The sequence below is a fragment of the Ruegeria sp. BK1 genome, from assembly GCF_056535645.1.
Genome location: NZ_JBQFIS010000001.1, coordinates 3,711,612 through 3,734,137 on the forward strand (window position 1 = coordinate 3,711,612; position 22,526 = coordinate 3,734,137).

The window sequence follows — 22,526 nt, forward strand, 5'->3', positions numbered from 1 at the left end:
TTTCACCTGAGGGTGTAAAGATCAACCGCATTCAAATCGGTTCGCGACGGCATTATTACCAAGCGGCAAGCCATCTGAAACGCAGTCTCAAAAAAGGTCGGCAGAGGGACAGAGACCTGCATGGTATCCAACTAGCAATGGTGCCTGGCACGGCTTCCCCCGCCGTGGCAGCGAGGGTCGCATTACTACGCGGCGACCGCGTCACCAATCGAAACACCCCAATTTGCTGTCACAAACCGAGAGGCCTCTTGAGGTAACGTTGGATATGCTCTGGATCCTCGGTAGTTGTAGACCTTACTCCCTTCCTTAGCTTTCAGGAGATACAAGTTGGTCAGAATTTCTTTGACACTGTTGTCGCCATTTCGCGCTCGGTCAATCAGACCTTCTAGGTAGGCTGGGCGGTCTGCAGGAGGCATACCGTAGTAGGTTTTGCAAAGGATCATATGGAGGTTGAACAGTTCGTCCTCTCGACGGCGCTTCGTTGGTGAAGTTGTACGGTTCTCGGGAACGCCTCCTCGTGATGAGGCTTTGCGACAAGTCGCGTCGCAGAACTTTGCTGATGAGCGTTGCGCACAGAAAGACGCCCCGCACTGTTGGCAGGTTTTGGATATCATTGGATGTCCTTTGGAAGTTAGCGTGACGCCACTATAGAGAGAGGACCTGAGGGTTAAGACGCAGGCCTTTTCACGACGTCACTAATGATTAGGGAGTTCATCTGGGTACAATGATCAGGCAATTACCTGATGTTCAGACCAGATGTGGTAGACCAAAGATGAGGTTGTAGGAGGTGGACCCACCACCAACTATGACAATTCAACATAGCGAAATTTCATGATCGAGAGACACCCTGAGAGGTGTGTCTCAGGTATTGTTCGATGTGGAAGACTAGTGTGTCTTTTTTCGACGATGTTGCGACGACCACCTTCTCTATTGTTGCTGAATGGGTATCTGTCATCTTCGTTTGCTACTTTTGACCAGTAGGTTTTGCAGAATTGCGTTGTAGCAGTGTCCGCTTTCGCGTGGTCTCGATCTTTGGGTAAGGTCTACTCTTGTTGGGACCTTGCTTAGTCTTAGAATGCGTTGTCGTCACATTCGCTTCATCAGTCTTGGAAGCTGGTCGGCAACCTTCGAGCTTCTGTCTTTTGTCCTCACCGTGGTCGTTGATACCATGACAAGTGATCACGATTTTCTTTGCCGCTTTCTGGTCTGCGTAACGCTTCTTAGCTGTTATTCTTCTTTTTTGGTCTCTTTCTTTGCGGTCTTGCCACTTAGCTTCTATGAGAACTCTGAGTTCATCATCGGAGAGATGTCGAAGGTGATCCTGTTTGCGATGCCAACGTAGAGAGTTTTGCATTCGCTCTTCGTATCTGACCGATGCGTCAATGGCTTCAGTTTTGCGCTTATTGTGCGCGAGAACTCGACAGCTGTCGGAGCAGTATTGGGAGGTCTTTCTGTAAGGCGTGTATCGCCGTTTGCAGTGCTGGATGGCCTGATTTGACTGGTCCGACTTGATTGTTAGTGCATGACTGGCCTCGGGTCCATCTGGACGATGGTTTCAGGAGCTGGTGGCCGATAGCCGAGAGCGCTGTGGGGCCGCTTAGTGTTGTAGTGTTTCCGCCAGCCTTCGATGATAATCTGAGCCTCCCTCAGCGAGTAGAAGATCTCTCGGTTCAGAAGTTCATCGCGGAACCTGGCATTGAAGCTCTCCACATAGCCGTTCTCCCAAGGGCTGCCCGGTTCGATGAAGGCCGTCCTGGCTCCCACGGCTTCGATCCATGCTCGGACGTCTTTGGCAACGAACTCGGGGCCATTGTCGCTGCGCACAAATGCCGGCGGCCCTCTCAGGATGAAGAGATCGGTGAGAGCGTCGATCACGTCGGTCGAGTTTAGCTTCCGCTTCACTGTGATTGACAGGCATTCCCGGCTGAACTCATCGAGGATGTTCAAGGTACGGAACGCCTTGCCGTCGTCAGTGCGGCAATGCACGAAGTCGTAGCTCCAGACATGGTTGCGGTGCTCAGGCTTCAGGCGGATGCATGATCCGTCGTTCAGCCAGAGACGGCTCTTCTTTGGTTGCTTGCGTGGCACCTTCAGCCCCTCCCGCTTCCATAGCCGCTCAACACGGCCGACGCTGACCTGCCAGCCCGCATCTCTCAGCAGAACGGCGACGCGGCGGTAACCGTAGCTGCCGTATTGCCGGGCCAGTTCAATCATGTCCGCGACAAGCCGGTCTTCGTTTTCCCGGCCTCGGGGAGAGTACCTTTGCGTCGATCGATGCTGCCCCAGCACCCGGCAGATCCTGCGTTCTGAAACCTTCATCCTACTTCGGATCAGGTCGATGCAGGCACGCCGGCGGGCGGGGCTCAGAAGTTTCCCCGGGCTGCTTCCTTAAGGATTAGCTTGTCCAGGGTCAGATCCGACACGGCTTTCCGAAGCCGTTCATTCTCTTTCTGGAGCCGTTTGAGTTCCTTAAGTTGGTCGGTTCCCATACCGCCATACTGCTTGCGCCATCGGTAATAGGTCTGCTCGGTAATGCGCACTTCGCGGATCGCATCCACGCGCTGCATACCCTGGCCGACAAGCACATCAACCTGCCGTAACTTCTGAACTATCTCCTCGGGCTTGTGCCGCTTGTTTGCCATTCTCTGTCCTCCGTTCACTATACATAACGGTGGACCTAGTCAGATGAGGCATTCCAACGTCTGGACGTGATTTGCACCTGTGTTTGGCACGGATGGGCCGTGATGGGCCAGAAGGGGTACCGGGTATGGTAGACGCTCTTGTGGGCGTGATGCTGGACGCGAAGGTAGACGTGCTGGTTCTGGACCCTTTGGGCGCTATTCACAATCTGCCTGAGAACGACAATAACTCAGCCAATACGCTGATGGGGGCGCTACGCCAGATCGCGGACCGTACCGGCGCGGCAATCGTTCTGGTTCACCACGTTGGCAAAGCAGCTGGCGCAGATATGGGCGCGGCTGGGGCAAGTGCGGCGCGCGGCGCATCCGCCATCGTAGACGGCGCACGCGTTGTCCGCCAGCTGGTCCGCATGACTGACAAAGAAGCCCGCCAGTTTGGTATTGCCGACGATGAACGACACCAATACGTCCGCGTAGAGAACGGCAAGGCCAACCTCGCGCCCGCTGCGAAAGCGCGCTGGCGGCGTCTGGTCTCCGTGAAGTTGCACAACGGTACGTCCGAGTATCCGGCTGGGGACACTGTTGCGGTAGTAGAAGATTGGACACCGCCCGGCCCGACGGTCGGGACACCCAGCGACCTTCACCGCGTCCAAGCGGCCATTGACAGCAGCCCGGCTGCACCCCGCGCGAATTCCCAAGCGCGTAATTGGGTTGGGTGGCTGGTTGCCGAAGTCCTGGGGATTGACGCAGGGGACTACGGGACGAAAGCCGCCGACCGAACCCCGGAACAGGCACGGGGCTACCAAGTCGTTTCGGACATAATCGACGGTTGGCTGGCTGACGGCGGTTTGCGTCGTGAAACTGAACGCGACCGGGAAAAGGGGCGGAACATGGAAGTGATCCGCTCAGGCACCCCCGCCGTTTTGAACGAAACGCAATGTGCCGGGGGCGACGACAAATGACACAGCCCGTCCCCTGCCAGTCTCATTTCCTACGCGCGCACAGACCTGTCGCCGTGCATCTGGCAGGGGGCTTCCCCCACCTCCCCCACCTTGGGTGGGGTTCCGTGGGGAAGCTGGGAAAAACCGTAGCTGGGCAGGGGGTGTGCCCCCTAAAAGGGGCACCCCCCACCCCACTTGGTTTCCTAAGGGGGGCGGTGGTGGTGGGGAAAGTAAAACGCCTTGTTTTCTTGGGTTTCGTCCCCCTGCCGGAAGTGGGGAAAAATTACATGATCTGACCATCACCCTAGCTGAACGAAAAGGTCGTTCGGGCAGGGGAATGCAGCGATAAGCGTGCGGATAACGCTGCCCCGCAGGAGCGATAAATCAGAAAGTGCGCGCGTAGCGCACCCTCAGACGACGTTCCGGTCTGTGGAAGTGGAAACGAGATACGAAAAGGGACAAGATATGTCTCAGACCCCCGCAGCGTCTAGCGCACGAAATAAGCAGGCCCGTTCCTGCGAACTCCTAACTTACTGCGGCGAGTTGCCGTGTGAAATTCCCGCCAAAACAACAGCACCGGCCAACTATGCTTGGTTGTCCCCCCAACTTGCTCAAAAAATCGACTTTGACGCCGAACGAAATTGGTTGGAGAAAAACACAAAATTTGCCGCCCACTTGCTTTGCCTGCCCGTGCGATGGCGCGGCTTCATCGCAGACTGCCATGTGGCTGTCTTTCGCGTCGCTGACCCCAAGAAAAAGGGTAAGTGGCGTGTAGGAGTTGTGGAGTTTGACAAAGGCGAACCCGCGTCTTTTCACCCCACTGCTATCGGCTGGCCAGATAAAAAGGTATGAAAAGCGCCCGCTGGGTGAACGCCTGCGCTTTGGACTTGCTTTGGTGCGAAGCTGAAATCCATCCGCAAGTCGGCGTTCTCTTGAAAAAGATGGTGATCCCCGAACGCTGCACACTGACCGAAGAACTCAGCGTTGACTTCGCCTAGTTGAGTTTCACCCAGCCGACGCACAGCGGCGCAGTCAGCGCCGCTGGCACTCTTGCTAAATCTGCGCCCCCGCAGCAACCAACGCCAGCCAGCGTTTGCACACCTCTGCGTCCGTAGGTCGGGCCAGATAGTCCCGTAGCGTCCGAAGCACCGCCAATTGTTTCGCTTGATCTGTGATCCCCGCCATTATGGGTTCCAACAGACCAGCGTTTTCCCGATAGACCTGAGCCAGCACGGCAAGTTCATCCTCACTGGCGGGTTGCGTCCGGGGACGGCCAGCACGTCCGAAGCCTTTCCCGCGCCGGGCCTTCGGGGCCTTAGGTTTGTCCGGCAGGGTTCGCTTGGACGCGCTGCCCCGCTCTGAGGCATCGACATGCCACGTCCGGGGCTTCGTATCCGGTTTTGAGTCACGTCCGCCAGCATCGGACGGACGTGGCCCCGCATCTGCGACTCGCCGGGGCATGTCCTGCGCTAGCGCTTTGTGCCAAGCCGCCCCGTTCTGCCGGTCAATTTGTGTCCGCCGGTAGTGCCACCGAAGCCAGTCAACCGCCGCTGGCGGCAACGTCGCTGCGTCCAGATCGCCCAGCGCGTCGCGAAATGCGTATTCGTGTTCGCCCAGGTCAATCGTGCTACCTGGCAACCACGGGTTTTTCTTCCACTGATCACCTAGCCGATTGGCAGCGCGGCGGGCTTCGGCGCGGTTCCATTCCTCGGCAGACACGCTGCCCGTTTCAAACCGGCGTTTCTGGCGCACACGGTAGGCCCTCGCGGCGTGAGGTCCGCAATGGCTAAGGCACCGGCCCTGCTTGCTTTCCTTGATTGCGGGGTTGGGGCAAGCGGCCCCTGTTTTCAGTCGCGCGCCGCAAGTCCGCGCTCCGGGGCTACCCATTCGGTAGGGCTCGCCTCGTTCGTGAAACAGGCTTTCGTGTTCTTGCGATGCAAATTTCATGGCTGATGACGATTACTGCTATGCCGCTCATGGGATGTGTTATTTTATAACAAGACTGACGCCATGACACTAAAATACTTGTAATATTTGGCGGTGCAGTTGATCCAAACGAACTCTTGAAGACGGAAGCTTCATCGTTGTCCGCTTTGTGCTGTATTGCGGTCGCTAGCAAAACTTAGGCGAACTTCTGCATCGAGTCCAAAGCGGACGGCTCTCGTTCAACAGTCTTTCCCATTGCGACGCTTGCCAAGAAGAAGACGCGCCGCACAAAAATGCCATTTGCAATGGTTTGTGTTGCTACCAGTTTCTAAGGTGCAGAAACGGTTATCGTAAGCTCAACGCGAAACAGCCATTGGTTAGCCCGGGGCTGCAGCGATGAAGCTAAATTCAAAGGTTTCATCCCGGCCATCTAGGACCAAGCATCGGGAGATTTTGGGTTGGCCGCCGCCTTCAAGCGTAACCTTGGTTCCTTTGGCCTCTCCCGAGATCGCGTAGCTAAGGTCGCCGCAGCTTGTTGTAGGATGATGTACCGTACCGTTCAGCACGCCGTTTTTCAATTTTCCTTCAAACAAGAGATCGCCCGACTGAACCACGCTATCAGCAAGGGGATCTCCAGGGGCAAAGTACCAGATCCAGCGGTTGTTGCCCTGACTTTCCCAGGCCATCAACGATCCTTCGTATTCCCAAAGCGAAACTTTGTTCCCACCAAAGCGGGGCGCCCACGCGACCTGTTGCTTTTTGACAGTCCGCTTCTCGGGAGTCGGGCTCGAAAGGGTCGCCAGCCGGGTTTCTGCTGAATGCAGCGCAAGGGCGTGTGCTCCGGCATCCGTCGCAAAAGACTCGCCCTCTTCGTCATAGGCAATGGATAAGCCCGGTTCGCCCGAATAATCTGGATGAAAGATACCGAAACTGACATAGCCTTCCGTATCAAGTGAGGCCTCGCAACTCTCGCCGGTGTGAGGATCCATTTCGAAAACTAAACGTATCCTATGCTCTTCGAAAAACGCTTCGCCAATGGGGTAGTTGTGATCATCGCCGAAATGAAGTTCATATGGATTACGTGCGGAACGGGCCTCTGTCCAATACCAATGATTTACGCATCCTTGATAGGCGGTCTTGTAGTTCATTTCTGGTCGAGCTAGCGGATAGACATCGATACCCCAGCGGCCAGCATCGTCAACGGTTTCGATGTAGCGCATCTCCGAAGCCGGTGTGTTGAGCATCGTTTCAATCAATGTGGCATCCATCCAGGTCTCTCTTCCTGAGTAAGCCTCACCCTCTTCGTTTTCACCGACATTCAGAATTCGCAGGAGATCCGCGATCACGTTAACTGATATAGTGAAGGCGTGGTTCACCTGGGCCTTGTTGTAGTCTCCATCTTTAACCACCAGCGCTGGAGCGTGGAAGCCGAGCTGGGCTGTGGGGTGCATCGAACGCGCCGGAATTGGATCTGTTTCCGAAAACTCGCGGGTTCCGGACATGAAGATCAACGCGCATGCCGATGCACAATGGGCGCCCGCTTCGAGACGCGTCACGACAAGAGGAGAGATGCTGCTTTCAGTCCGGGGCCGATCGCGGCGAATTTCTTCGGCAATGGCGAGGCCCTCGGTCATGGACCCGCCCGGACTGTTAAGGCACAACGTTACGATGGGCCATTGCTCTTCCGTGTGTCGATCAATATCGGCAAGTAAGGATCGAAACCTGTCCGCATCACCTGCTTCGATAGGACCGTCCAAACGCATGTTGCATTGGGTGAAAGGAACCCCGGGCTCTAGGTTTCTTTCGATTTGACTGCTGGTGATGCTGATCTCGGCAGCATGCGCGTCCGGAGAAATTGCGAAGACCGCAAGATTTGACACAAGCAAAAAAATGGACACGTGAGAGAAAAGATTTGCCATATGTGGTCCCGCTGTTGTTCATGGGCGCTCGACGTACTCAGAAGCAGAAAAGCCTGAACTGATTTCCTCACACCCTCCGACAGAAGGCTCAGGTTGTTTCACAGGGTCAAGAAAATACTGAAGAAATGTTGGAATATCTTTAAGTTAACTGAGGTTCTACTCAGTGAATGCTTCAATTGAGATCTAAGACAAAGTTGTAAAAGGTCGAGCTGGCAAAGCTCTTTGTGGCTGACTCTCTTTCGAGCGGTGGGCAAAGCGGGTCACCCCTTGATTTCATGCTGTCTTAGCGATGAAATCGTCCAGCAGTCACCGGTTTCCTCGCCAAAGTACTGTCGTCGGATGGGACCCCAAACAAGATCGTGATGAACAAAAGTGGCGCAAAGGCGGGAAGCATACGAGAAGTGAATAGGATTCTGAAGCGGTCTAATCTGTATCGTCGTCAACCTCTGGATAGTGTTTCTCAGAAATCTCCTCCGTAGTTTGGCTTCTTCCGATGCGCTCCGCGCCGTCCCGCTCTTAGCCCCCTGATCGAGAGGCTTTAATTTTTTCGCCACCCGTTGAACTCACACTCTTGATACATCTCTTGCATCTGAGCGGCTAAAGCGTTGATCCGAGCATCAAGCTCCTGTATCTGCCGTGCGTGATTTTCATCCCCCATCACGCCTTTGCAAGCTTTGACTGCACCAGCTTCTATTACTGGCACAAGTTCAATGAACTTGTGGAATCTGTATCGGTCACAACTGTGGAGTGGTAGGATACCACTTGTGTGGATTGCGTTCCGAAAGAGTTCTCTCATTGAGGCAATTTAATACGTCCTCAGGGATGTCCTCTGAGGCGTGAGCCTTGGCGTACTGTTCATAGTTATAGATTGCGATGCATCCCAACATCGCCAGAAGAGAACCCTTAATAACTTTAACTGCCTTCGATATATTTTTCATCGTTTAGTTTCCTTAGTGCACTCTGCGCTGCCCTGCTATTGATCGGAACCATTCAGTGGGACTATGGACAGAATATCCGACCCCAAAACTCGCTTATGCGTTTCTGTTCGAAAGACAAGTGCGCAACCTCAACGAGATTTAGGCGCTTTTCGCCGGTGTTCGACAAATGTCCAAAAAGCGTGAGTTCAATCATCACATCGTCTTCGTAATACTGGAAGACTTCCGTTTCGCCGAACACCTGAACCGGGTCGGAACTGATGAACACATACTCACCCGACAGGGGTATGACGACACTCTCGATATAGAAGTCGGCCTCGGGCGCAATATCCAGAATTTCTCCATTCTCTCTATGACCATCCCACTGGACCTCACAGAGCACAGTATCAGCGTCGATCCTCAGAACATGAGGCTCTCGGTCTCGAATGAATGCCTCTGGAGGCCAAGCCTCTTCAGCCTGGGCAGAAGCGCCAATTGAACAGATCAGGGCGCACAACCTCACAATACTTTTCATCTTTTGCCTCAGCAGTGCTCAAAGAAATTTATGATGCAGTCTTTAGCCATTTGCTCGGCTTCTTTGACCTCTTGATATGACAAGGCAGATGCCATCTCATTAAGTAGTCTCACTCTATCCGGATTGTCCTCGCCAAACCGAAGAGAGATGATCATCCACATCAAACCTTTCTGAATATCTCTCTCAACTCCCTTCCCGTTGGCATACATCAAACCAAGAAGTGACTGAGAGTTCGTATCCCCATGTCGCGCGCCAAGAGAGAGCCACTCATGCGCCATAGCATCGTTTTGCTCAATTGTGTCCGTTCCGCTATAAGCACTGGATCCAACGTGGAAAATTGAATTAACCTCGCCGGCGCTGGCAGCCTCTTCATACCAATAAAGGGCCTGTTCAATATCAGGAGTAAAGCCTTCAACTCTGGGTTTCTCGAGTACAGAGGCATAAGCATACATTGCCGGAATGTAGCCCTCTTCCGCCAAGACTTCGAAATAGCGTACTGAAGTAGGGTCCTCACCCAAATGCATTCCAAAGGCGTCTTCCCATCTCTCTTCAAGTTCCGCCCAGCCGCGGATCATATCCGCCACTTCATCGCTCACGTCAGCATTGGCCAAGCCGTACACTTCGGGATTTGTGTTGCCATTAACAATATCGAGTACAGAATATCCGAAATTATCCTCACTGAGCACACTGGCGCCTTCAGCAAGAAACATAGCAACTACTTCCTTCATTGGGCCACCGGCTCGACCCATGTGCCAATGTAACGGAGTTTGTCCACGTTTCTTGTCACGGGCGTGCACGTCGCCACCGGCAAAAGGTGTGGATGTGAAGATGATTGCATCCTCATCGTCCGGGTCCAGCGCGGCCCAGATCAACGGCGTTCTTCCGTCTTCCATATGCCCGTTGGCATGCTCGCCATCTGCGACAAGAGGGATGACATCAAGCCCGGAGTCGAGACTGAACATAAAGTCTCGGGAGCAGAGTCTGTCGCACTCGGGTGTTTGTGAATGCGCAATACCGGCAAGCATAACAAGGATAGAGGAAAGGATCGTTCTTCGCATTCTTGGGCCTTTGGAAAGCTAATCTGAGTTGCGATCATCTTTAGTGACCATAACAGCTCACCCAACAACAAATTCTATTTCTTGAGTGTGATTGCTCTTAAAGTTATTGAAAAGACACACTTGTTCCTGTCATTTGCTCCATGCCGGCTCGCCGAGTAAGTTCCTACTGCTTTTCACGAGCACGGTTGGCGGGCGAAGTTTCAGGGCCGAAAAAGTAATACAACTTGCTGAAGAAAATGCTGGTATTTTGCAAGACCTCGATGTCGCACAGCTTGTGCTTCAACAACGTGTAGGAAGGAAGTTCCGATCGTCCTTGACCGACTGAAAGCGTTCCTGGCAAAGCCACGGAAGCCTGATGCCAAAGAACCGTTGTCGTTAAACGTTATTCTGACGGAAACACACGGTAGACTTTTGGAACTGTCGTTCGCTGAAAGTTCACCGGAGCGGCAGAACGAAGTCGCGTTCTTGCTTGAATTTATGCTCAGCGAGTTGAGCTTGACCCAACCAGAAGCCTTAATCGAACCAAAGAATTTGGCCCATGAATTCATATCAGCAATGATCGACAAACGCGAAGATGATGCAGCTAATCTTGAAAACGCAATTCTTCACTTGGTGCGCGGTGCTGGTCGCAGTGAGGAACAAGTATCGAGGGTCATGATGTTCATGGTTGCTCCAAACAGAGCCAACGATCTCAGCCGGTCTCCTGTCGGATAACCATCCACCTTCTGAGTTTTGCATAAACTGTTGCCGGAAATGCGCAGGAGATCAGAAACCTCATCAGTATTCATTTCGACTTTGCTAGTGTTGCCAGGCTGAATGCCAAAGACAGCCTAGGCGCGTTCAATGCGCGACCTCGAGAGTTGCGCAGCTCGCCCAATGACCATTTGTGAATGCAACTTTAAGCCCCGATAAACAGGATGCTTCATTACTACGGCGGCTATTGAAGTGGTGTCTCAGTTTCGAACCGATGTCAGCTTCGTCCGCAATGCAGTCGTTCAAGCCGAGTGCAGCGAATAGCTGCTTCGAGCCCATTTTGACGGATGCTGCACGGCGCATGAATGTCCGGATTAAGCGACAAGCCTGAACACTACACAATTAAAGGCGGTTTGACCTGAGAAACGGGACGCGCATACGCTGTCGTCGACAAAAAAGCGACAAAGGTTTTTCATGACATTTCAATTGGCAGGTAACGGACCCAAAATTTACGAAGAAGTCATGGTGCCCCTTTGGTTTGGCCGGTGGGCTGAAGCGCTTGTTGAACAGGCTTCACTAGGTTCTTCGGAACGTGTCTTAGATGTTGCTTGCGGAACAGGTGTGACGACCCGACTGGCGAAGTCAAAGGTTGGAACTAGCGGCCAAGTCGATGGTTTGGACATCAACGCGCCAATGCTCACCAAGGCACAAGAATTAGCTGTTGATCTCGATATTCGATGGATTGAGAGCGATGTATGCGGGAGCGGACTGCCTTCAGGGTCTTACGATGTCATTCTTTCGCAGCATGGCTACCATTACTTTCCGGAAAAGCCCAAAGCTCTAAGCGAGTTCTTGCGGCTTCTGGTTCCAGGTGGGCGCCTGGCCTTCTCAATCTGGGATGGGCATAGCGCTTACACTGAAGCCCTATGCTCTGCTGTTGCCCACCACATCTCCCCGAGATTGCAGAAAAGCAAAGGGCTCAACGGCAGACGCCAACAGCGAAAAATTAAAACAGCAGGTCGCGGATCAAGGGTTTTCGGATGTGGCCGTTCACCGGCAAGAACTGATGATCGATGTTCCGCTTGCGCCCGAATTTGTGCCCATGCATCTGGCGTCTATGCCAATTGCAGGCGCGTTTCTCGCACTCGGAGAAGAGGCGCAAAATGCCTTGATCCAGGAGGTCGCGGAAAAGCTCGACGCATATGTTGTAGGAGATAGACTTGTCTATCCTGACGCGGTGAATGTTGTAACAGGACGAAAATAGCATCCCCGCGTCGCTAATTCCTGTGTGAAGCCACAACCCAGTTAGGTTGATATCCAATCGCAAACTTGCTGCGTCTGGCGCTGAAAGCAGACGTTGGCGGAGTTGTGGCGAAAGTACGCTTTGTCCGCACAGCAGACATTCATGCTTTGGACAGCGAATGTCTTCTTCGAGCCCGAAGCGGACACCGAAAAAATGTCAGACGACGCCAAAAAGTAGCGTCGCCCGATAGTCGCGGTTGTCGCTTTATTCTACCAGTTCCAGATCACCGGGACGCCAGGTCTTGTCGAACCAAGGCTCGAGCGGGCCGTAGAGGCGCATCATCACGTTGAAGCTTTGCCCGGGCATGGTTTGCGCCCAGTTGTTCTCCCAACCTTCTGGGGCTTCTGGACCAAAATAGATGCTGGTACTCCCATCCTCATTAGGTTTTATCCCCGGTCTATTAGAGTCGATACCACCGGATTGCTGGTCAGTTTCAAGGATTGACCGAGTCTGTCCGCTATACAACATAAACGACGCAAAGTTTTTGGCGGGAACCGGCGCCGGTAGCGTTACCTTATAGGTTTTGAGAGCCGTCAAGGTACTGTCCGTTGCTGTCTCGCGCTGTCATCGCATAGACAGACCCCGTCCCGACCGGTGGCGAGGTCATCGCAGGCGTTATGCCCGTTGCCATATAGAAAAGTACGACCGATCATCGAGGATGCGCGCGCCGTCCTCAAGAAAAAGATAGCTCTGGCGTTGGAACGGTGAGTTCCATTGCCGGTCGTCATAAAAGAACACTCCTGGATCGCGCGAGGCATACGTGATCGCTCGCGCCGTGGCGTTTGCGATTGCTGCTGCCTCCTTGAAAATGGCCTGCATACGGGCATCGGGTTCGAAGGGCTCGTCCTTCTTGATCCCTATGGAAGCAAACGTTCCTACAATTTCCGGACTGAACGCACCAATTGGATTGTTTTCGAGTGCGACGTGGATCTCTTCAAAGAAGTCTTCGTTGTTCGCGTGAACAGTGTTGTGTTGAACACCGGAGATATTCAGGAAAGTTTCCGCGGGAGGATTGTCCGCTTCACTAAGCGGATAGATATTCAGACCCGCCTTGATCTCGGCAACAGGGCCAGCCGTATCTCCGTCTGCGTCTGGCGAGCGTCTTAGCAACAACCAGTGCTCATATGTCTTTGTGCGTAGTTCGAAGTAGCCCTCGGGCACCGGCGTTTCATCGTCGTTGTGCAAAAGTAGATACTTGCCACCTTCTCCCTTATCCGCGCCAAGCGCCCCGATATCCGTCACATAGTCAAACGCGGCGTCATCAAGCAACCCAAGCAGGCCTGCCGGAACCTCAATCACCATCGGGCCATCCGAGATATCGACATTCGAACCAATGTAGATTGTGGTTGTATTGGGCGTCAGCCAGATGGACCGCGCGTCCAGCAGGTCTTCTGCAATCACGACGTCATTGGGACTGACGCCCAAGTCTTCGTATCCCTGAAACATAGCTCGAAGCGAAGCGATCTTCATGCCATCCAGGAAAGCCGTCGTTGCTCTGATCAGATCAAGGTTGTCGAAGACTTTCTCCACCGTCTCAGGTGATGGCATACCATCGAAGAATTCCAGATCACCAAGCGTCTGGGTCTCGACCTTGTCTGGTGTAAGAACATTCTCAGGAACGTCGGCTTTGAATTCTTGGGCTGAAGAATGCGATGCGAGTACCAGGGCAGTCAGCACAGCTAACGACTTTGTTTTCATTGTTCGCTCCATTGGGAATTACTGTTTGTTTTGATCAGTTTACTTTTTCTAGATCGCCCAGCATCCAGCCACTCTCCAGCCATCCTTCTTGCGGCCCATATAGACGAAACAAAAGGAAGTACGGCTCTGTGGTTGGTATCCAGTTGCTTTCCATGCCTTCCGGTGCTTCTGGTCCAAAAAAGATGTCGTAAGAACCGTCTTCATTAGCCTGCATCGCATCAGTGTCGCGCTCGGACAAACCGACAGGATCAACGTTCCGAATGAAGCTCTTGGTCTCCATCGAATAAACAATCACGGACCAGAAATCGTCGGCAGGTGTATCCGCTGGGACGTTCAGTTTATAGGTCTGATTGTGATCGTACATTTCCCCGTCGCTGTCGCGCAGGCCTGTCAGATAAAATGTACCTCCGCCCAGTTGTTTCGGCAGGTATGTAATCCAGAAATAACTGCCGCCCGCACGCGCATCCACAAGGACTTCGGTCTCAGTCTCATAGGGGAAACCAGCCTCGGGTTGACCATCCGCGAAATCCCAAATCAACCACTGGCTCCTCATCTCGCCGCTATCGTCGACCCAAAGTGGGATCATGGCTTTCCCGGGCGTCACAAAGTAGTTCTGCATCGAGGCGTACGCGAGCAACAATCCCTCGTTCATTGCCTGCATTTGAAATTCACTTGGTTCGAAAGGCTTTCCCTTCTCGATCCCGAGATCTTTCAGAAAATTCACCATAACCTTGTCTTGTGGACGGATCGGGTTGTTTTGAACGTAATCGTTCAGGTCCTGAAAGAATGTCTCGTTGTAGTATGGAAGCGAGTCGTACGGCACTTCTGACGCTTCGAGATAGTTGTTGGGTGGCGGATTGTCGGCCTCGGACAGGTAGTACACTTTGATCGTCTGAGCGTACTCGGCCGCATCGGCGTCCGTTCCGCCATTCGTCAGTTTTGGCCGGAACGAAAAACCATATTCGTAGGTATCTGTTTCAAAGGGAAGGTATCCCGCCTCAGTTAATTCCTCCAGGGACATATCCCCCTCGTAGCCTGGGGGTAGCATGAGGTACTTGCCGCCGGCACCTTCGTCGAAACCATCGGGACCAACGTCCACGATAGGAACATCCCAAGCATTCACGATTGTACCGAAGTAGTTCACCTTTTCGGTGGCAGCGGGCACTTCAATGACAAGGGGACCGGGTTCCGAGGTCATTGAAGCCCAAGCATAGGCCGTAACATCGTTAGCCGTAAGAAACCCATGTTTGGAATCGAACGGCTTATTGAGATAAATGATGTCGTTGTAGTCGCCACCGAGGTCGCGGCGAATGCCCTTCAGAAAATCGATCATACCAGCGGCGGGCATTCCCCAGATTGCAGTCTGAGTGGCGCGCTGCACCATGATCTTGTAATCAATGTCCTCGACTTCGGCTGATCGTGCAAGGATGTCACCCGTGTCATTGAAAGACTGGGAAAGAACTGGCGAGGAAGAAATACCCACAATAAGCGCCACGCCAAAAAGACGCGTCGACAAACCGCTGTGTGATGGCCCAAGTATTTTCATGGCGCAATGCTCCCTGCTGTTTGTGGAAAGCTTGCACATCCGTTCAGCCGATGCGTATCATTTCACGACACGCGGGCGAACAAGCGGGTTGACGGATTGAACCTACCACCGATGATTTCGGCCAAGGCCTTGGGCGCGATGCCCCAGTTTGTGCTTGAGGCCGCTGGGGAAAGACGCCTGTTGCGTGCTTTTGACTCTGCCGATCTTCCTGTTCACTTCATTGAGGAAAGAGGCGGTTACATCTCGGAGCATGCCTTGGCGACCTTTGTGCACGAAGCCGCACGATCCTCGGGACAACAAAACATCGGATTGTTGTGGTCACCGTATCTCACTGTCGCTGACTACGGCGCCTGGGGAAGTTACGTTCTTTCTGCTCCAACGCTGGGGGCAGCGCTAATACGAGCTTCTGCCGTCATGCCATTTCATTCGTCCACGGATCGCGCGTGGCTTGAAACTTCGGGCACTAGCGTGCGCTACTGTTATCGTTTTGGACTTCGCTCGCATTTCGCGTATCCGGACATCGGTTTCTCGGCCGTTGGGGTTTTTCTGAGCATATTCCGCGCGTATTTAGGAAACGACTGGAAGCCATCGGCCGTGCTCTTGGACTTCCCGAAAGTTCCTGGGTTTGTCGAGGCAGAAGACACTTACGCTTGTCCTGTAATCTGGAACGCCACCCGCCTTGGGGTTGAGTTTGAAGCTTCGGCTTTGAGCTCCGAAGCCGCGCCCAAAAAACTTAGCGGAGGCTCGACAACTGTCGGAGATATTTCACGCGAACGATTGGGCGGCCCACCTCAAACACTTAGAGGACAAGTCGAGGAAGTGGTTTGGCAACAACTTCATCGGGAGGAAATGTCGATTGATGCCACCGCGCGTTCGCTCGATCTTGGCGTTCGCACACTACAACGGAAGTTAGCAAGCGAAGGGGTTCGTTTTCGCGAAATCGTCAACGATATCAGGGTAGCAAGGGCCGAGGAACTCCTCATAGATACGCGTGAGACAGTCTCCAGTATCTCCTCCATGCTAGGATATGAAACCGCAAATAATTTCAGCCGCGCATTTAAGAAGGTAACGGGATTGGCACCCTCTGACTATCGCCAAAGGAATTCCGGTCATACTTGAATGGTCGTCTGCAAAAGCAAGCCGCTGGCGTCTGCATTGCTCACAAATTAAAGTTCAGGTTGGATGCGACGAGTAACCGCGTCCAACCCGAGTAGGGCGGGAAGCTAACCTAGTTCGATCACTTTATACGTTTTCTTTTAGGATCAAGAAACAAAGTGAACTGGAACAATGACAAAGTTGCAGACTATTTGCTTGTAGAGGTGATTCTATCTGTTGCCCCGCGTCGATTACCCTGGGATAGGATCAACGCGGGGCTGTAGGAAAGTGCTAGGTAATCAAATGACGCCCGCACTCACTACGGAAACATTCTGATATTTCGATGCTTGCTCTATTTATGTATCCAATTTGGATATTTGATGATCCAACTTCTTAAAAGTCGGAGCATGCAATGCGCACACCCCTCGAGATGGAGAGCTTTGGTCGCGAGTTAACCGAGCACCTTCTTAGAATTGTTTGGTTGCTTATGTTGGTTGATACTTTTTGGAGCTATTCCAAACAATTACTCAAAAAGCATCCACGAGATGGAAAATACTTCTGTAAATGCAGCGACGAGCTTTTGTAGTTCTGTTTTGGGTGCAGCCCCTAGTCATTTCCAGACACGAACCAATGGAATTGGCGAAAAAACCCACGGTCGTTCATGGGATGGGAGACGACCGTGGGTATCAGTTAGGGGTATGATAGGTACGAAGCCATCATGAGTTTGGATCAAAACTCCCACAAAAGATTTGTATTTTGAAAGAGGAGCTTGCGAGTTGTTCAGGCTATAGGTGTTCACCGACGTTCCGCAGTGCTTTTCGAGCAGTTGTTTGCAAACGACGCTTTCACTCGTTGAAATGAATTCACATCGAAATATTTGCTTTTGTTGCGTCGTAGGTAGCTACGCGACGCATCATCTAATTGGGAGGAATACATGAAATATGCTGCCATTTTTGCCGCCGTGGCAATCTCCGCTTATGCAACTGTTGCCGCTGCCAAAGACCCAGTTCCGGCAAGTAGCGACAACTTCGAGATTTACAGTGAGGTTGAAGGCTGGACGGTTTATGCTGACAACGACTCTGGTACATGCCTGATAGAAAAAGTCTTCGAGAGCGGGAACGTCATGCAAATGGGTCTAACCAAAAACCAAAAACACGGTTACTTGGGAGTATTCACGCAAGCTGACATAGACATCAAAAACCGTCAAAAAATAGAAATAGCAATTGACGACTTCGTGTATGAAGGTCGCGCAAAAGGCATAAAAAGCAAGAAGCTAGCGGATGACTACTCTGGTGGCTATATCGTTGTAAAGGACGCAAACATGGCGACTGCCGTGGCCGAAGGACAGACTTTGATCGCATTTCCAAAGAAGTCCGCAAATTTCATTGTGGACCTAACCGGTACAAAGAAGGCTATGGAAGAAGGGCGTAAATGCAACCTTGCACTTGCAAGCTAACTTAGGCCGTTGCTCAACCTCAAAAAAGTTGAGTCGCCTTTTCGTCAAACCCTTTGTGGCCCCGCAGTTTGCGGGGTCATTTATTCGTCATTTTTTGTCTCTTCGCCTCAAGCATCAAGGTTTTGGTTAGCCCGCCGAAACTGGTGCGGGCGTTGTCTAGAAAGCAACGAATTTTGGTTTATCCGAGTGAGTGGCCAGATCGAGTGCGATATTCAAACGAGGCAACGCGGTCTGTTATTTCCCGTGTCTGCTTTGACCGAAACTCTGCCGTTCAGCAGATTTCAAAGAACGTCCAGCGCCGTTCAATGCAGACGTTCAGGCGAAATTTCTCGGAATGACCACCAACAATGACTGCTATCCGTTCCTAAGCCGTCATCTGACTTAACGACTCAGATGACTGACTTGAGCCCGAAGGCGACTTAGAAATTAAGTGCAGCATTTGTCGCTAAGGGCGGCAAACGGAAGTTCGCTGCGGATAGCACGGAGGTCTCCTTTCCCATCGATTGCTCCCGGCGAAGGGCTCGCCGGTTCATGCATCTCTTCGGCATTACCTTGGGCGACCGAGGTCCCAAGAGATTTCGGTAGCTGAAAAGTCGCAGCGGGGTCAGGCTAATCTGCAGGCGCACCGGCAATTTGGGCCTCTTGTGCCTCCTTCTTGCGCCAATCTTTCGGGGACATGCCGAAGTTCCGCGTGAAAGCACGGGTCAGGGCCGATGTTTCGGATAAGCCGACCAATTGGGCAATCTCTTTGATCGAGTGATCAGACCCGGTGAGCAACTCCGAGGCCCGTTCCATCCGGTCTGTTGATCACCTTGGAAGCCGTTGTCCCGTAGGAGGACAAGCGCTTGTTGAGCACCTTGGTGGTGATGCTGCACATCCGGGCGGCCTCGCTCACCGTCAGCGCCGGATCGGACAGCCTTGATCGCACGAGAATTTCGAAGCCTTCGAGGTAGTCCAGGGGCACATCGACCTGAACCGGTTCTTCGATATCATTGTCGTGGTTCACGAGGAGTTCGGGGTTGATTGGAAGCGACAGCCAGGCCGCCGGAAAGCGGATGGAGAATCCCCTGTTGTTGCACTTGATGCCCCGCACGCCATGAAACTGCTCCGGCAGCAGGGTCGGATCGCAGAGGCGCAGAACAACCTGGGTTGGATCCCCGTCGAGAACACGGTGCAGCAGGAGATCCGGATCCCGACGAGAAAGGCGTCCGAATGGCCCGGCGACACCTCGGGTTCGAAATTGCGACTGGTGGTGAAGTAGGCGTGTTCCTCCTCGATCACGAGCCGGAAGGACACCGCGTTGCTTTCCTTCGAGACGATCTGGGTGAACCGGGTGAAGAAATCGCCAAGGGTCACCGACTGGCCGAGGAGCGCCCCACGCGGCAGGAACTTCAACAGGTCTGTCTGTTGTCCCGCCAAGGCGCAGATATCCGGCCGGGTGATGTCGGCGATGGAGGCCAGCGCCGCATAGACCGTGTCATGCGGGATGAACTCGGCCGGGTTCAGGACCTGTTCCTCGCTCAATCCATGCAGCCCGAGCGCAAAGGCCGGATCCGCATCGAGCCGCCGCATCATCGCTACGACGGGGCCGAGGACCGTAGCACGTACGAGGGACAAACCGTCCTTTTGTTCTCCTTGCGGCATCCACATCACCCTTTCGCTCTCCGACACGCTACGGGCGCGGGCGCCTGACGGCCAAGCAGAAATTGGCTGAAATTGACCGGATCGGGTCAGAAAAATGCACCACGGGATCAGCGGGTCAAAAGAATCTCGGGGCACATGTGCATAGTGGGAGGATCGGTCCGCAGGAAGACCGACCCCTGGGAGGACACCGAATGACAACACTCAACCTGAAGGCGTTGCTGCCGGCCATGTCAATGGCAATTGCGCTCACGACGCCTGCCATTGCGCAGGATATCCCCAACATTCCATCAGAGGTCACGCTGTTCAAGAACGTGATGGTCTTCGACGGGGTGAATGACGGCTTGAAAGATGTCGACGTGCTCGTCGTCAAGAACAAGATTCACAAGATTGCAGAGGACATTCCCGATCCGGCACGTGGGAAGTCGAAGTTCGAACGGGCGGAAGCAAGCGCCTGCCCGATCCTGTTGGCGGTATCGACGGCTATTCTTTCACCATCCAGACCGAACGCGGTATCGAGACCAAAGAGGTCGAGGTCAATGTGATCGACGGCGGCGGACGCACCTTGATGCCGGGACTGATCGACAGCCATGTGCATGTGAATATGTACAAGGATGGCACGATCCCGGGCCTTCAGGACACGACATGGGAGGAGATCGGCGCACGTTCTGCGGCCTTTGCGCAGGAAATGCTGGCGATGGGCTTCACAACCGTGCGCGACATGTGCGGTGCACATGGTGGACTTCGTGCGGTAATCGACGAGGTTCGCTTCCCGGCCCGCGGATATACTCGTCCGGCGCCTGCCTCAGCCAGACCGGTGGTCATGGCGACTGGGGGATCGCCGGGCAACGCAAGAACGAAAGCAATCTTGAACGGCTGGAGATCACGCGGCTTGTCGACGGCCCTGCCGAAGTGCTCCACGGCGCGCGGCGGAACTTTGCGCTTGGGGCCAACTACCTCAAGATCATGGTCAGTGGTGGTGTGACCTCCATCAAGGACCCGATCTACCAGTCCGCCTTTACAGACGAAGAAATCGCCGCTGCCGTCGAGGTGGCCGGGGACATGGATTCCTATGTCGCCATGCATGTCTTCATGGATAGCGACCTGTCGCGCGCGCTCGATCTCGGGGTCAAAGTGGTGGATCACGGCCTGACCATAACGGAACCGACGATGCAGAAGCTGGTAGAGAAGGAAGCGTTCTTCTCGCCCAACCTGACCGCGTTGGCGCCCGAGGCGCTTGAGCATCCGATGCACCAGGACCCGACCTTCCCGCCGACGGCGAAGTTCCTCTGGTTGCGGAAAAACAGCGAGCAGTTGTTTGATCTGGTGCGGAAGTACAAGCCGAAGATGGTGTTCGATTCCGACTACGTGCTGCTGACCGGTGTGCCGTACCGGCAGTCGATGGACTTCACCAAGGCTTTCATGGCGCGTGAGTTCGGCAACCTCTGGGCCTTGCAGATGATGACCTCGAATGGCGGCGAACTGGCCGCACTGACGGGACGCGGAAACCCCTATCCCGAAGGCAAGCTCGGCGTGATCGAGGAAGGTGCCTATGCCGATATCCTCATCGTTGACGGAAACCCGCTCGAAGACATCACTGCCATCGGCGCTGTCGATACATGGTTCGATGCCGAGCCACGCGGGCAGGACGTGCCGAGCATTCGCGTCATCATGAAGGACGGCAAGTTCTACAAGAACACGTTGAACTGAACTTTCGGCGGGGCGCTGGCCCCGCCGTCAACATTGCGGAAGGGCAAACTTATGAAGCATCTTTTCAAGTCCACATTACTGGCGGGCGTGGTGTCGCTCGCTGCCGGCATGTCCTCTGCGCAGGACGAAGCGCTGCCGCAGACCCTGTTCACCAATGTCCATGTTTTTGACGGCGTGAACGAGGCGCGGATCGAAAACGCCAGCGTTCTGGTCGAAGGCAACCTGATCAAGGAAATTTCGACGGACGGGATCGAAGCGCCCAACGCAACCATGATTGACGGCGGCGGGCGCACGCTCATGCCGGGGATGCATGACCAGCACGTGCATTTGCTGGTGTTCAACCCGCTCAGTGACGGGTTGCGCCAGAACATCACGCCCTTCCATCTTGGTGGCGTTGCAACGATCCGGTCCGAGCGCATCCTGATGAACGGGTTCACGACGGTTCGTGACCTCGGCGGACCGGCAAAGTCCATCGCGCGGATCATCGATACCGGTATGTTCCCGGCCCGAGGATCTATTCCTCGGAGGCCTTCATCACGCAGACATCGGGCCATGCCGATTTCCGCAAGCTGAACGACCGGCATCCAACCCTGTCGGGGCAAGGCCCATCGCATTGGGTCGACACGGACATGAGCTTCATCGCGGATGGCCCGGAGCAGATCCGCATGGCGGTGCGCGAGAACCTGCGCCGCGGCGCAACCCAGATCAAGATCATGGTCAGCGGTGGTGTGACCTCGGAATTCGACCCTCTGCATTCACTGCAATATCAAGACGACGAAATCCAGATGGCGGTGAAAACGGCCGAGCAATGGGGCACCTACGTGACCTGCCACGTGTTCACCGAACAGGCGATCCGCAACTGTATCGACAACGGGGCAAAAACCGTCGAGCACATCCCGTTTCTGACTGCCGAAGTGGCCGAAGAGATGGTCGACAAACAAGTCATGTTCGCAACTGCGGTAGCACCGGTCTACTCGGTTTCAACCGAGCAGGCAGAGGCGTTTTATACGCCAGCCTCGTTCGCCAAATGGAAGAGCGTCCGTGACGCCGCCGCCAACATGATCGAGGTGATCCAGACGACACCGGGCATGATCGACCTCTACACGCTAGGCACCGATCTCATCAACAACTGGGACCAGACACTTGAGCAGGACAAGAAAATGAACGACGAGTTCAAATACCTGCACGAGGCCAAGTTCAAACCCTTTGACATTCTGCGGATGGCCACATCGAACGGCGCCCGCATGAACCGGCTTACGGGCCTGAACAACCCGTACCAGGATGGCCCGCTCGGCGTGGTCGAGGAAGGCGCGCGGATCTCCTGCTGGTCGATGGCAACCCGCTCGAAGACATCCTGCTTCTGGCCGATCCTGATCCCAACCTGAAGGTCATCATGAAGGACGGCGTGATCTACAAGACACGCTGGACTGAGGTGAGCACAGGGCGGTCTCC

At 54.0% G+C, this 22,526-nt stretch carries 21 protein-coding genes and 3 pseudogenes; 13 read left to right on the forward strand and 11 right to left on the reverse strand.

Annotation, left to right across the window (positions count from 1 at the left end):
- Positions 1-1,515: 1,515 nt before the first annotated feature.
- A protein-coding gene (locus ACR3E7_RS18360) for an IS3 family transposase (protein ID WP_170790453.1) occupies positions 1,516-2,642 on the reverse strand; the annotation gives its coding sequence in 2 pieces (ribosomal slippage) (positions 1,516-2,378 and positions 2,378-2,642; 1,128 coding nt in all).
- 83 nt (positions 2,643-2,725) lie between these two features.
- Between ACR3E7_RS18360 and ACR3E7_RS18365 the strand changes: the two genes are divergently transcribed.
- The 3 genes from ACR3E7_RS18365 (at position 2,726) to ACR3E7_RS18375 (ending at position 4,578) form a co-directional block, all read left to right on the forward strand.
- Positions 2,726-3,601: an AAA family ATPase gene (locus tag ACR3E7_RS18365; RefSeq protein WP_480505631.1), complete on the forward strand. Its 876-nt coding sequence runs from the start codon at positions 2,726-2,728 to the stop codon at positions 3,599-3,601.
- Between the two features lie 444 nt (positions 3,602-4,045).
- A complete protein-coding gene (locus tag ACR3E7_RS18370) occupies positions 4,046-4,432 on the forward strand; it encodes a hypothetical protein (protein ID WP_480719433.1) in 387 nt (128 codons plus the stop codon).
- Positions 4,429-4,578 carry a hypothetical protein gene (locus ACR3E7_RS18375; protein WP_480719435.1) on the forward strand — a complete coding sequence of 50 codons (150 nt, stop codon included), beginning with the start codon at positions 4,429-4,431 and terminating at the stop codon, positions 4,576-4,578. The genes ACR3E7_RS18370 and ACR3E7_RS18375 overlap by 4 nt, the downstream gene beginning before the upstream one ends.
- 55 nt (positions 4,579-4,633) lie before the next feature.
- Here the strand turns inward: ACR3E7_RS18375 and ACR3E7_RS18380 are convergent, their stop codons facing one another.
- The 4 genes from ACR3E7_RS18380 to ACR3E7_RS18395 form a co-directional block, all read right to left on the reverse strand.
- Positions 4,634-5,332: a hypothetical protein gene (locus tag ACR3E7_RS18380; protein ID WP_480505483.1), complete on the reverse strand. Its 699-nt coding sequence runs from the start codon at positions 5,330-5,332 to the stop codon at positions 4,634-4,636.
- Positions 5,333-5,883: 551 nt separating this feature from the next.
- A complete protein-coding gene (locus ACR3E7_RS18385; protein ID WP_480505485.1) occupies positions 5,884-7,425 on the reverse strand; it encodes a COG3904 family protein in 1,542 nt (513 codons plus the stop codon).
- Positions 7,426-8,424: 999 nt separating this feature from the next.
- Positions 8,425-8,874 carry a hypothetical protein gene (locus ACR3E7_RS18390; protein ID WP_171126927.1) on the reverse strand — a complete coding sequence of 150 codons (450 nt, stop codon included), beginning with the start codon at positions 8,872-8,874 and terminating at the stop codon, positions 8,425-8,427.
- An 8-nt stretch (positions 8,875-8,882) separates the two neighbouring features.
- Positions 8,883-9,836 carry a hypothetical protein gene (locus ACR3E7_RS18395; protein WP_480719437.1) on the reverse strand — a complete coding sequence of 318 codons (954 nt, stop codon included), beginning with the start codon at positions 9,834-9,836 and terminating at the stop codon, positions 8,883-8,885.
- A gap of 507 nt (positions 9,837-10,343) precedes the next feature.
- Here ACR3E7_RS18395 and ACR3E7_RS18400 point away from each other — a divergent pair.
- The 3 genes and pseudogenes from ACR3E7_RS18400 (at position 10,344) to ACR3E7_RS18410 (ending at position 11,889) form a co-directional block, all read left to right on the forward strand.
- Positions 10,344-10,646: a hypothetical protein gene (locus tag ACR3E7_RS18400; RefSeq protein ID WP_170436918.1), complete on the forward strand. Its 303-nt coding sequence runs from the start codon at positions 10,344-10,346 to the stop codon at positions 10,644-10,646.
- Between the two features lie 501 nt (positions 10,647-11,147).
- A pseudogene (locus ACR3E7_RS18405) lies at positions 11,148-11,501 on the forward strand (class I SAM-dependent methyltransferase); the annotation flags it as partial.
- Between the two features lie 22 nt (positions 11,502-11,523).
- Complete coding sequence (locus ACR3E7_RS18410) at positions 11,524-11,889, forward strand: hypothetical protein (RefSeq protein WP_480719465.1); 366 nt, start codon at positions 11,524-11,526, stop codon at positions 11,887-11,889.
- Between the two features lie 243 nt (positions 11,890-12,132).
- Here the strand turns inward: ACR3E7_RS18410 and ACR3E7_RS18415 are convergent.
- From ACR3E7_RS18415 to ACR3E7_RS18425, 3 genes and pseudogenes are all read right to left on the reverse strand, one after another.
- A pseudogene (locus ACR3E7_RS18415) lies at positions 12,133-12,468 on the reverse strand (DUF1214 domain-containing protein); the annotation flags it as partial.
- Positions 12,469-12,543: 75 nt separating this feature from the next.
- Positions 12,544-13,626, reverse strand: coding sequence for a DUF1254 domain-containing protein (locus ACR3E7_RS18420; protein ID WP_480719439.1), 1,083 nt, complete (start codon positions 13,624-13,626; stop codon positions 12,544-12,546).
- Between the two features lie 34 nt (positions 13,627-13,660).
- Positions 13,661-15,172, reverse strand: a complete 1,512-nt coding sequence (locus ACR3E7_RS18425; RefSeq protein ID WP_480505489.1) for a DUF1214 domain-containing protein — start codon at positions 15,170-15,172, stop codon at positions 13,661-13,663.
- 96 nt (positions 15,173-15,268) lie between these two features.
- Here ACR3E7_RS18425 and ACR3E7_RS18430 point away from each other — a divergent pair, with 96 nt between their 5' ends.
- Together ACR3E7_RS18430 and ACR3E7_RS18435 are read left to right on the forward strand one after the other, a co-directional pair.
- Positions 15,269-16,291, forward strand: a complete 1,023-nt coding sequence (locus ACR3E7_RS18430; protein WP_480505491.1) for a helix-turn-helix domain-containing protein — start codon at positions 15,269-15,271, stop codon at positions 16,289-16,291.
- Positions 16,292-17,201: 910 nt separating this feature from the next.
- Positions 17,202-17,723: a hypothetical protein gene (locus ACR3E7_RS18435; RefSeq protein WP_170660761.1), complete on the forward strand. Its 522-nt coding sequence runs from the start codon at positions 17,202-17,204 to the stop codon at positions 17,721-17,723.
- Between the two features lie 609 nt (positions 17,724-18,332).
- Here the strand turns inward: ACR3E7_RS18435 and ACR3E7_RS18440 are convergent.
- Genes ACR3E7_RS18440 through ACR3E7_RS18450 form a run of 3 tightly spaced genes read right to left on the reverse strand, consistent with a single transcriptional unit; the run spans position 18,333 to position 19,367 of the window.
- Positions 18,333-18,518 carry a helix-turn-helix domain-containing protein gene (locus ACR3E7_RS18440; RefSeq protein ID WP_480719441.1) on the reverse strand — a complete coding sequence of 62 codons (186 nt, stop codon included), beginning with the start codon at positions 18,516-18,518 and terminating at the stop codon, positions 18,333-18,335.
- Positions 18,484-18,729 carry a hypothetical protein gene (locus tag ACR3E7_RS18445; protein WP_480719442.1) on the reverse strand — a complete coding sequence of 82 codons (246 nt, stop codon included), beginning with the start codon at positions 18,727-18,729 and terminating at the stop codon, positions 18,484-18,486. The genes ACR3E7_RS18440 and ACR3E7_RS18445 overlap by 35 nt, the downstream gene beginning before the upstream one ends.
- Positions 18,726-19,367: a hypothetical protein gene (locus ACR3E7_RS18450; protein WP_480719445.1), complete on the reverse strand. Its 642-nt coding sequence runs from the start codon at positions 19,365-19,367 to the stop codon at positions 18,726-18,728. Before ACR3E7_RS18450 ends, ACR3E7_RS18445 begins: the two co-directional genes overlap by 4 nt.
- Positions 19,368-19,558: 191 nt before the next feature.
- Between ACR3E7_RS18450 and ACR3E7_RS18455 the strand changes: the two genes are divergently transcribed.
- The 5 genes and pseudogenes from ACR3E7_RS18455 (at position 19,559) to ACR3E7_RS18475 (ending at position 22,459) form a co-directional block, all read left to right on the forward strand.
- The gene (locus ACR3E7_RS18455) at positions 19,559-19,909 is read left to right on the forward strand and encodes a hypothetical protein (protein WP_480719447.1); all 351 of its coding nucleotides are present in this window, start codon (positions 19,559-19,561) and stop codon (positions 19,907-19,909) included.
- A gap of 23 nt (positions 19,910-19,932) precedes the next feature.
- Positions 19,933-20,067, forward strand: a pseudogene (locus ACR3E7_RS18460) (hypothetical protein); the annotation flags it as partial.
- On the forward strand, positions 20,010-21,074 hold the full coding sequence (locus tag ACR3E7_RS18465) for an amidohydrolase family protein (RefSeq protein WP_480719449.1): 1,065 nt from the start codon (positions 20,010-20,012) through the stop codon (positions 21,072-21,074). The pseudogene ACR3E7_RS18460 and the gene ACR3E7_RS18465, both read left to right, overlap by 58 nt.
- 51 nt (positions 21,075-21,125) lie before the next feature.
- Positions 21,126-21,647: an amidohydrolase family protein gene (locus ACR3E7_RS18470; RefSeq protein ID WP_480719451.1), complete on the forward strand. Its 522-nt coding sequence runs from the start codon at positions 21,126-21,128 to the stop codon at positions 21,645-21,647.
- Complete coding sequence (locus tag ACR3E7_RS18475; RefSeq protein ID WP_480719460.1) at positions 21,608-22,459, forward strand: amidohydrolase family protein; 852 nt, start codon at positions 21,608-21,610, stop codon at positions 22,457-22,459. Before ACR3E7_RS18470 ends, ACR3E7_RS18475 begins: the two co-directional genes overlap by 40 nt.
- Positions 22,460-22,526: the final 67 nt, after the last annotated feature.

Coding starts and splice junctions, on each gene's coding strand:
- ACR3E7_RS18370 (WP_480719433.1), top strand. CDS start 4,046: ATGTCTCAGACCCCCGCAGCGTCTAGCGCACGAAATAAGCAGGCCCGT.
- ACR3E7_RS18375 (WP_480719435.1), top strand. CDS start 4,429: ATGAAAAGCGCCCGCTGGGTGAACGCCTGCGCTTTGGACTTGCTTTGG.
- ACR3E7_RS18385 (WP_480505485.1), bottom strand. CDS start 7,425: ATGGCAAATCTTTTCTCTCACGTGTCCATTTTTTTGCTTGTGTCAAAT.
- ACR3E7_RS18390 (WP_171126927.1), bottom strand. CDS start 8,874: ATGAAAAGTATTGTGAGGTTGTGCGCCCTGATCTGTTCAATTGGCGCT.
- ACR3E7_RS18395 (WP_480719437.1), bottom strand. CDS start 9,836: ATGTTCAGTCTCGACTCCGGGCTTGATGTCATCCCTCTTGTCGCAGAT.
- ACR3E7_RS18410 (WP_480719465.1), top strand. CDS start 11,524: ATGGGCATAGCGCTTACACTGAAGCCCTATGCTCTGCTGTTGCCCACC.
- ACR3E7_RS18420 (WP_480719439.1), bottom strand. CDS start 13,626: ATGAAAACAAAGTCGTTAGCTGTGCTGACTGCCCTGGTACTCGCATCG.
- ACR3E7_RS18425 (WP_480505489.1), bottom strand. CDS start 15,172: ATGAAAATACTTGGGCCATCACACAGCGGTTTGTCGACGCGTCTTTTT.
- ACR3E7_RS18435 (WP_170660761.1), top strand. CDS start 17,202: ATGAAATATGCTGCCATTTTTGCCGCCGTGGCAATCTCCGCTTATGCA.
- ACR3E7_RS18440 (WP_480719441.1), bottom strand. CDS start 18,518: ATGGAACGGGCCTCGGAGTTGCTCACCGGGTCTGATCACTCGATCAAA.
- ACR3E7_RS18450 (WP_480719445.1), bottom strand. CDS start 19,367: ATGCCGCAAGGAGAACAAAAGGACGGTTTGTCCCTCGTACGTGCTACG.
- ACR3E7_RS18455 (WP_480719447.1), top strand. CDS start 19,559: ATGACAACACTCAACCTGAAGGCGTTGCTGCCGGCCATGTCAATGGCA.
- ACR3E7_RS18465 (WP_480719449.1), top strand. CDS start 20,010: ATGGGAGGAGATCGGCGCACGTTCTGCGGCCTTTGCGCAGGAAATGCT.
- ACR3E7_RS18470 (WP_480719451.1), top strand. CDS start 21,126: ATGAAGCATCTTTTCAAGTCCACATTACTGGCGGGCGTGGTGTCGCTC.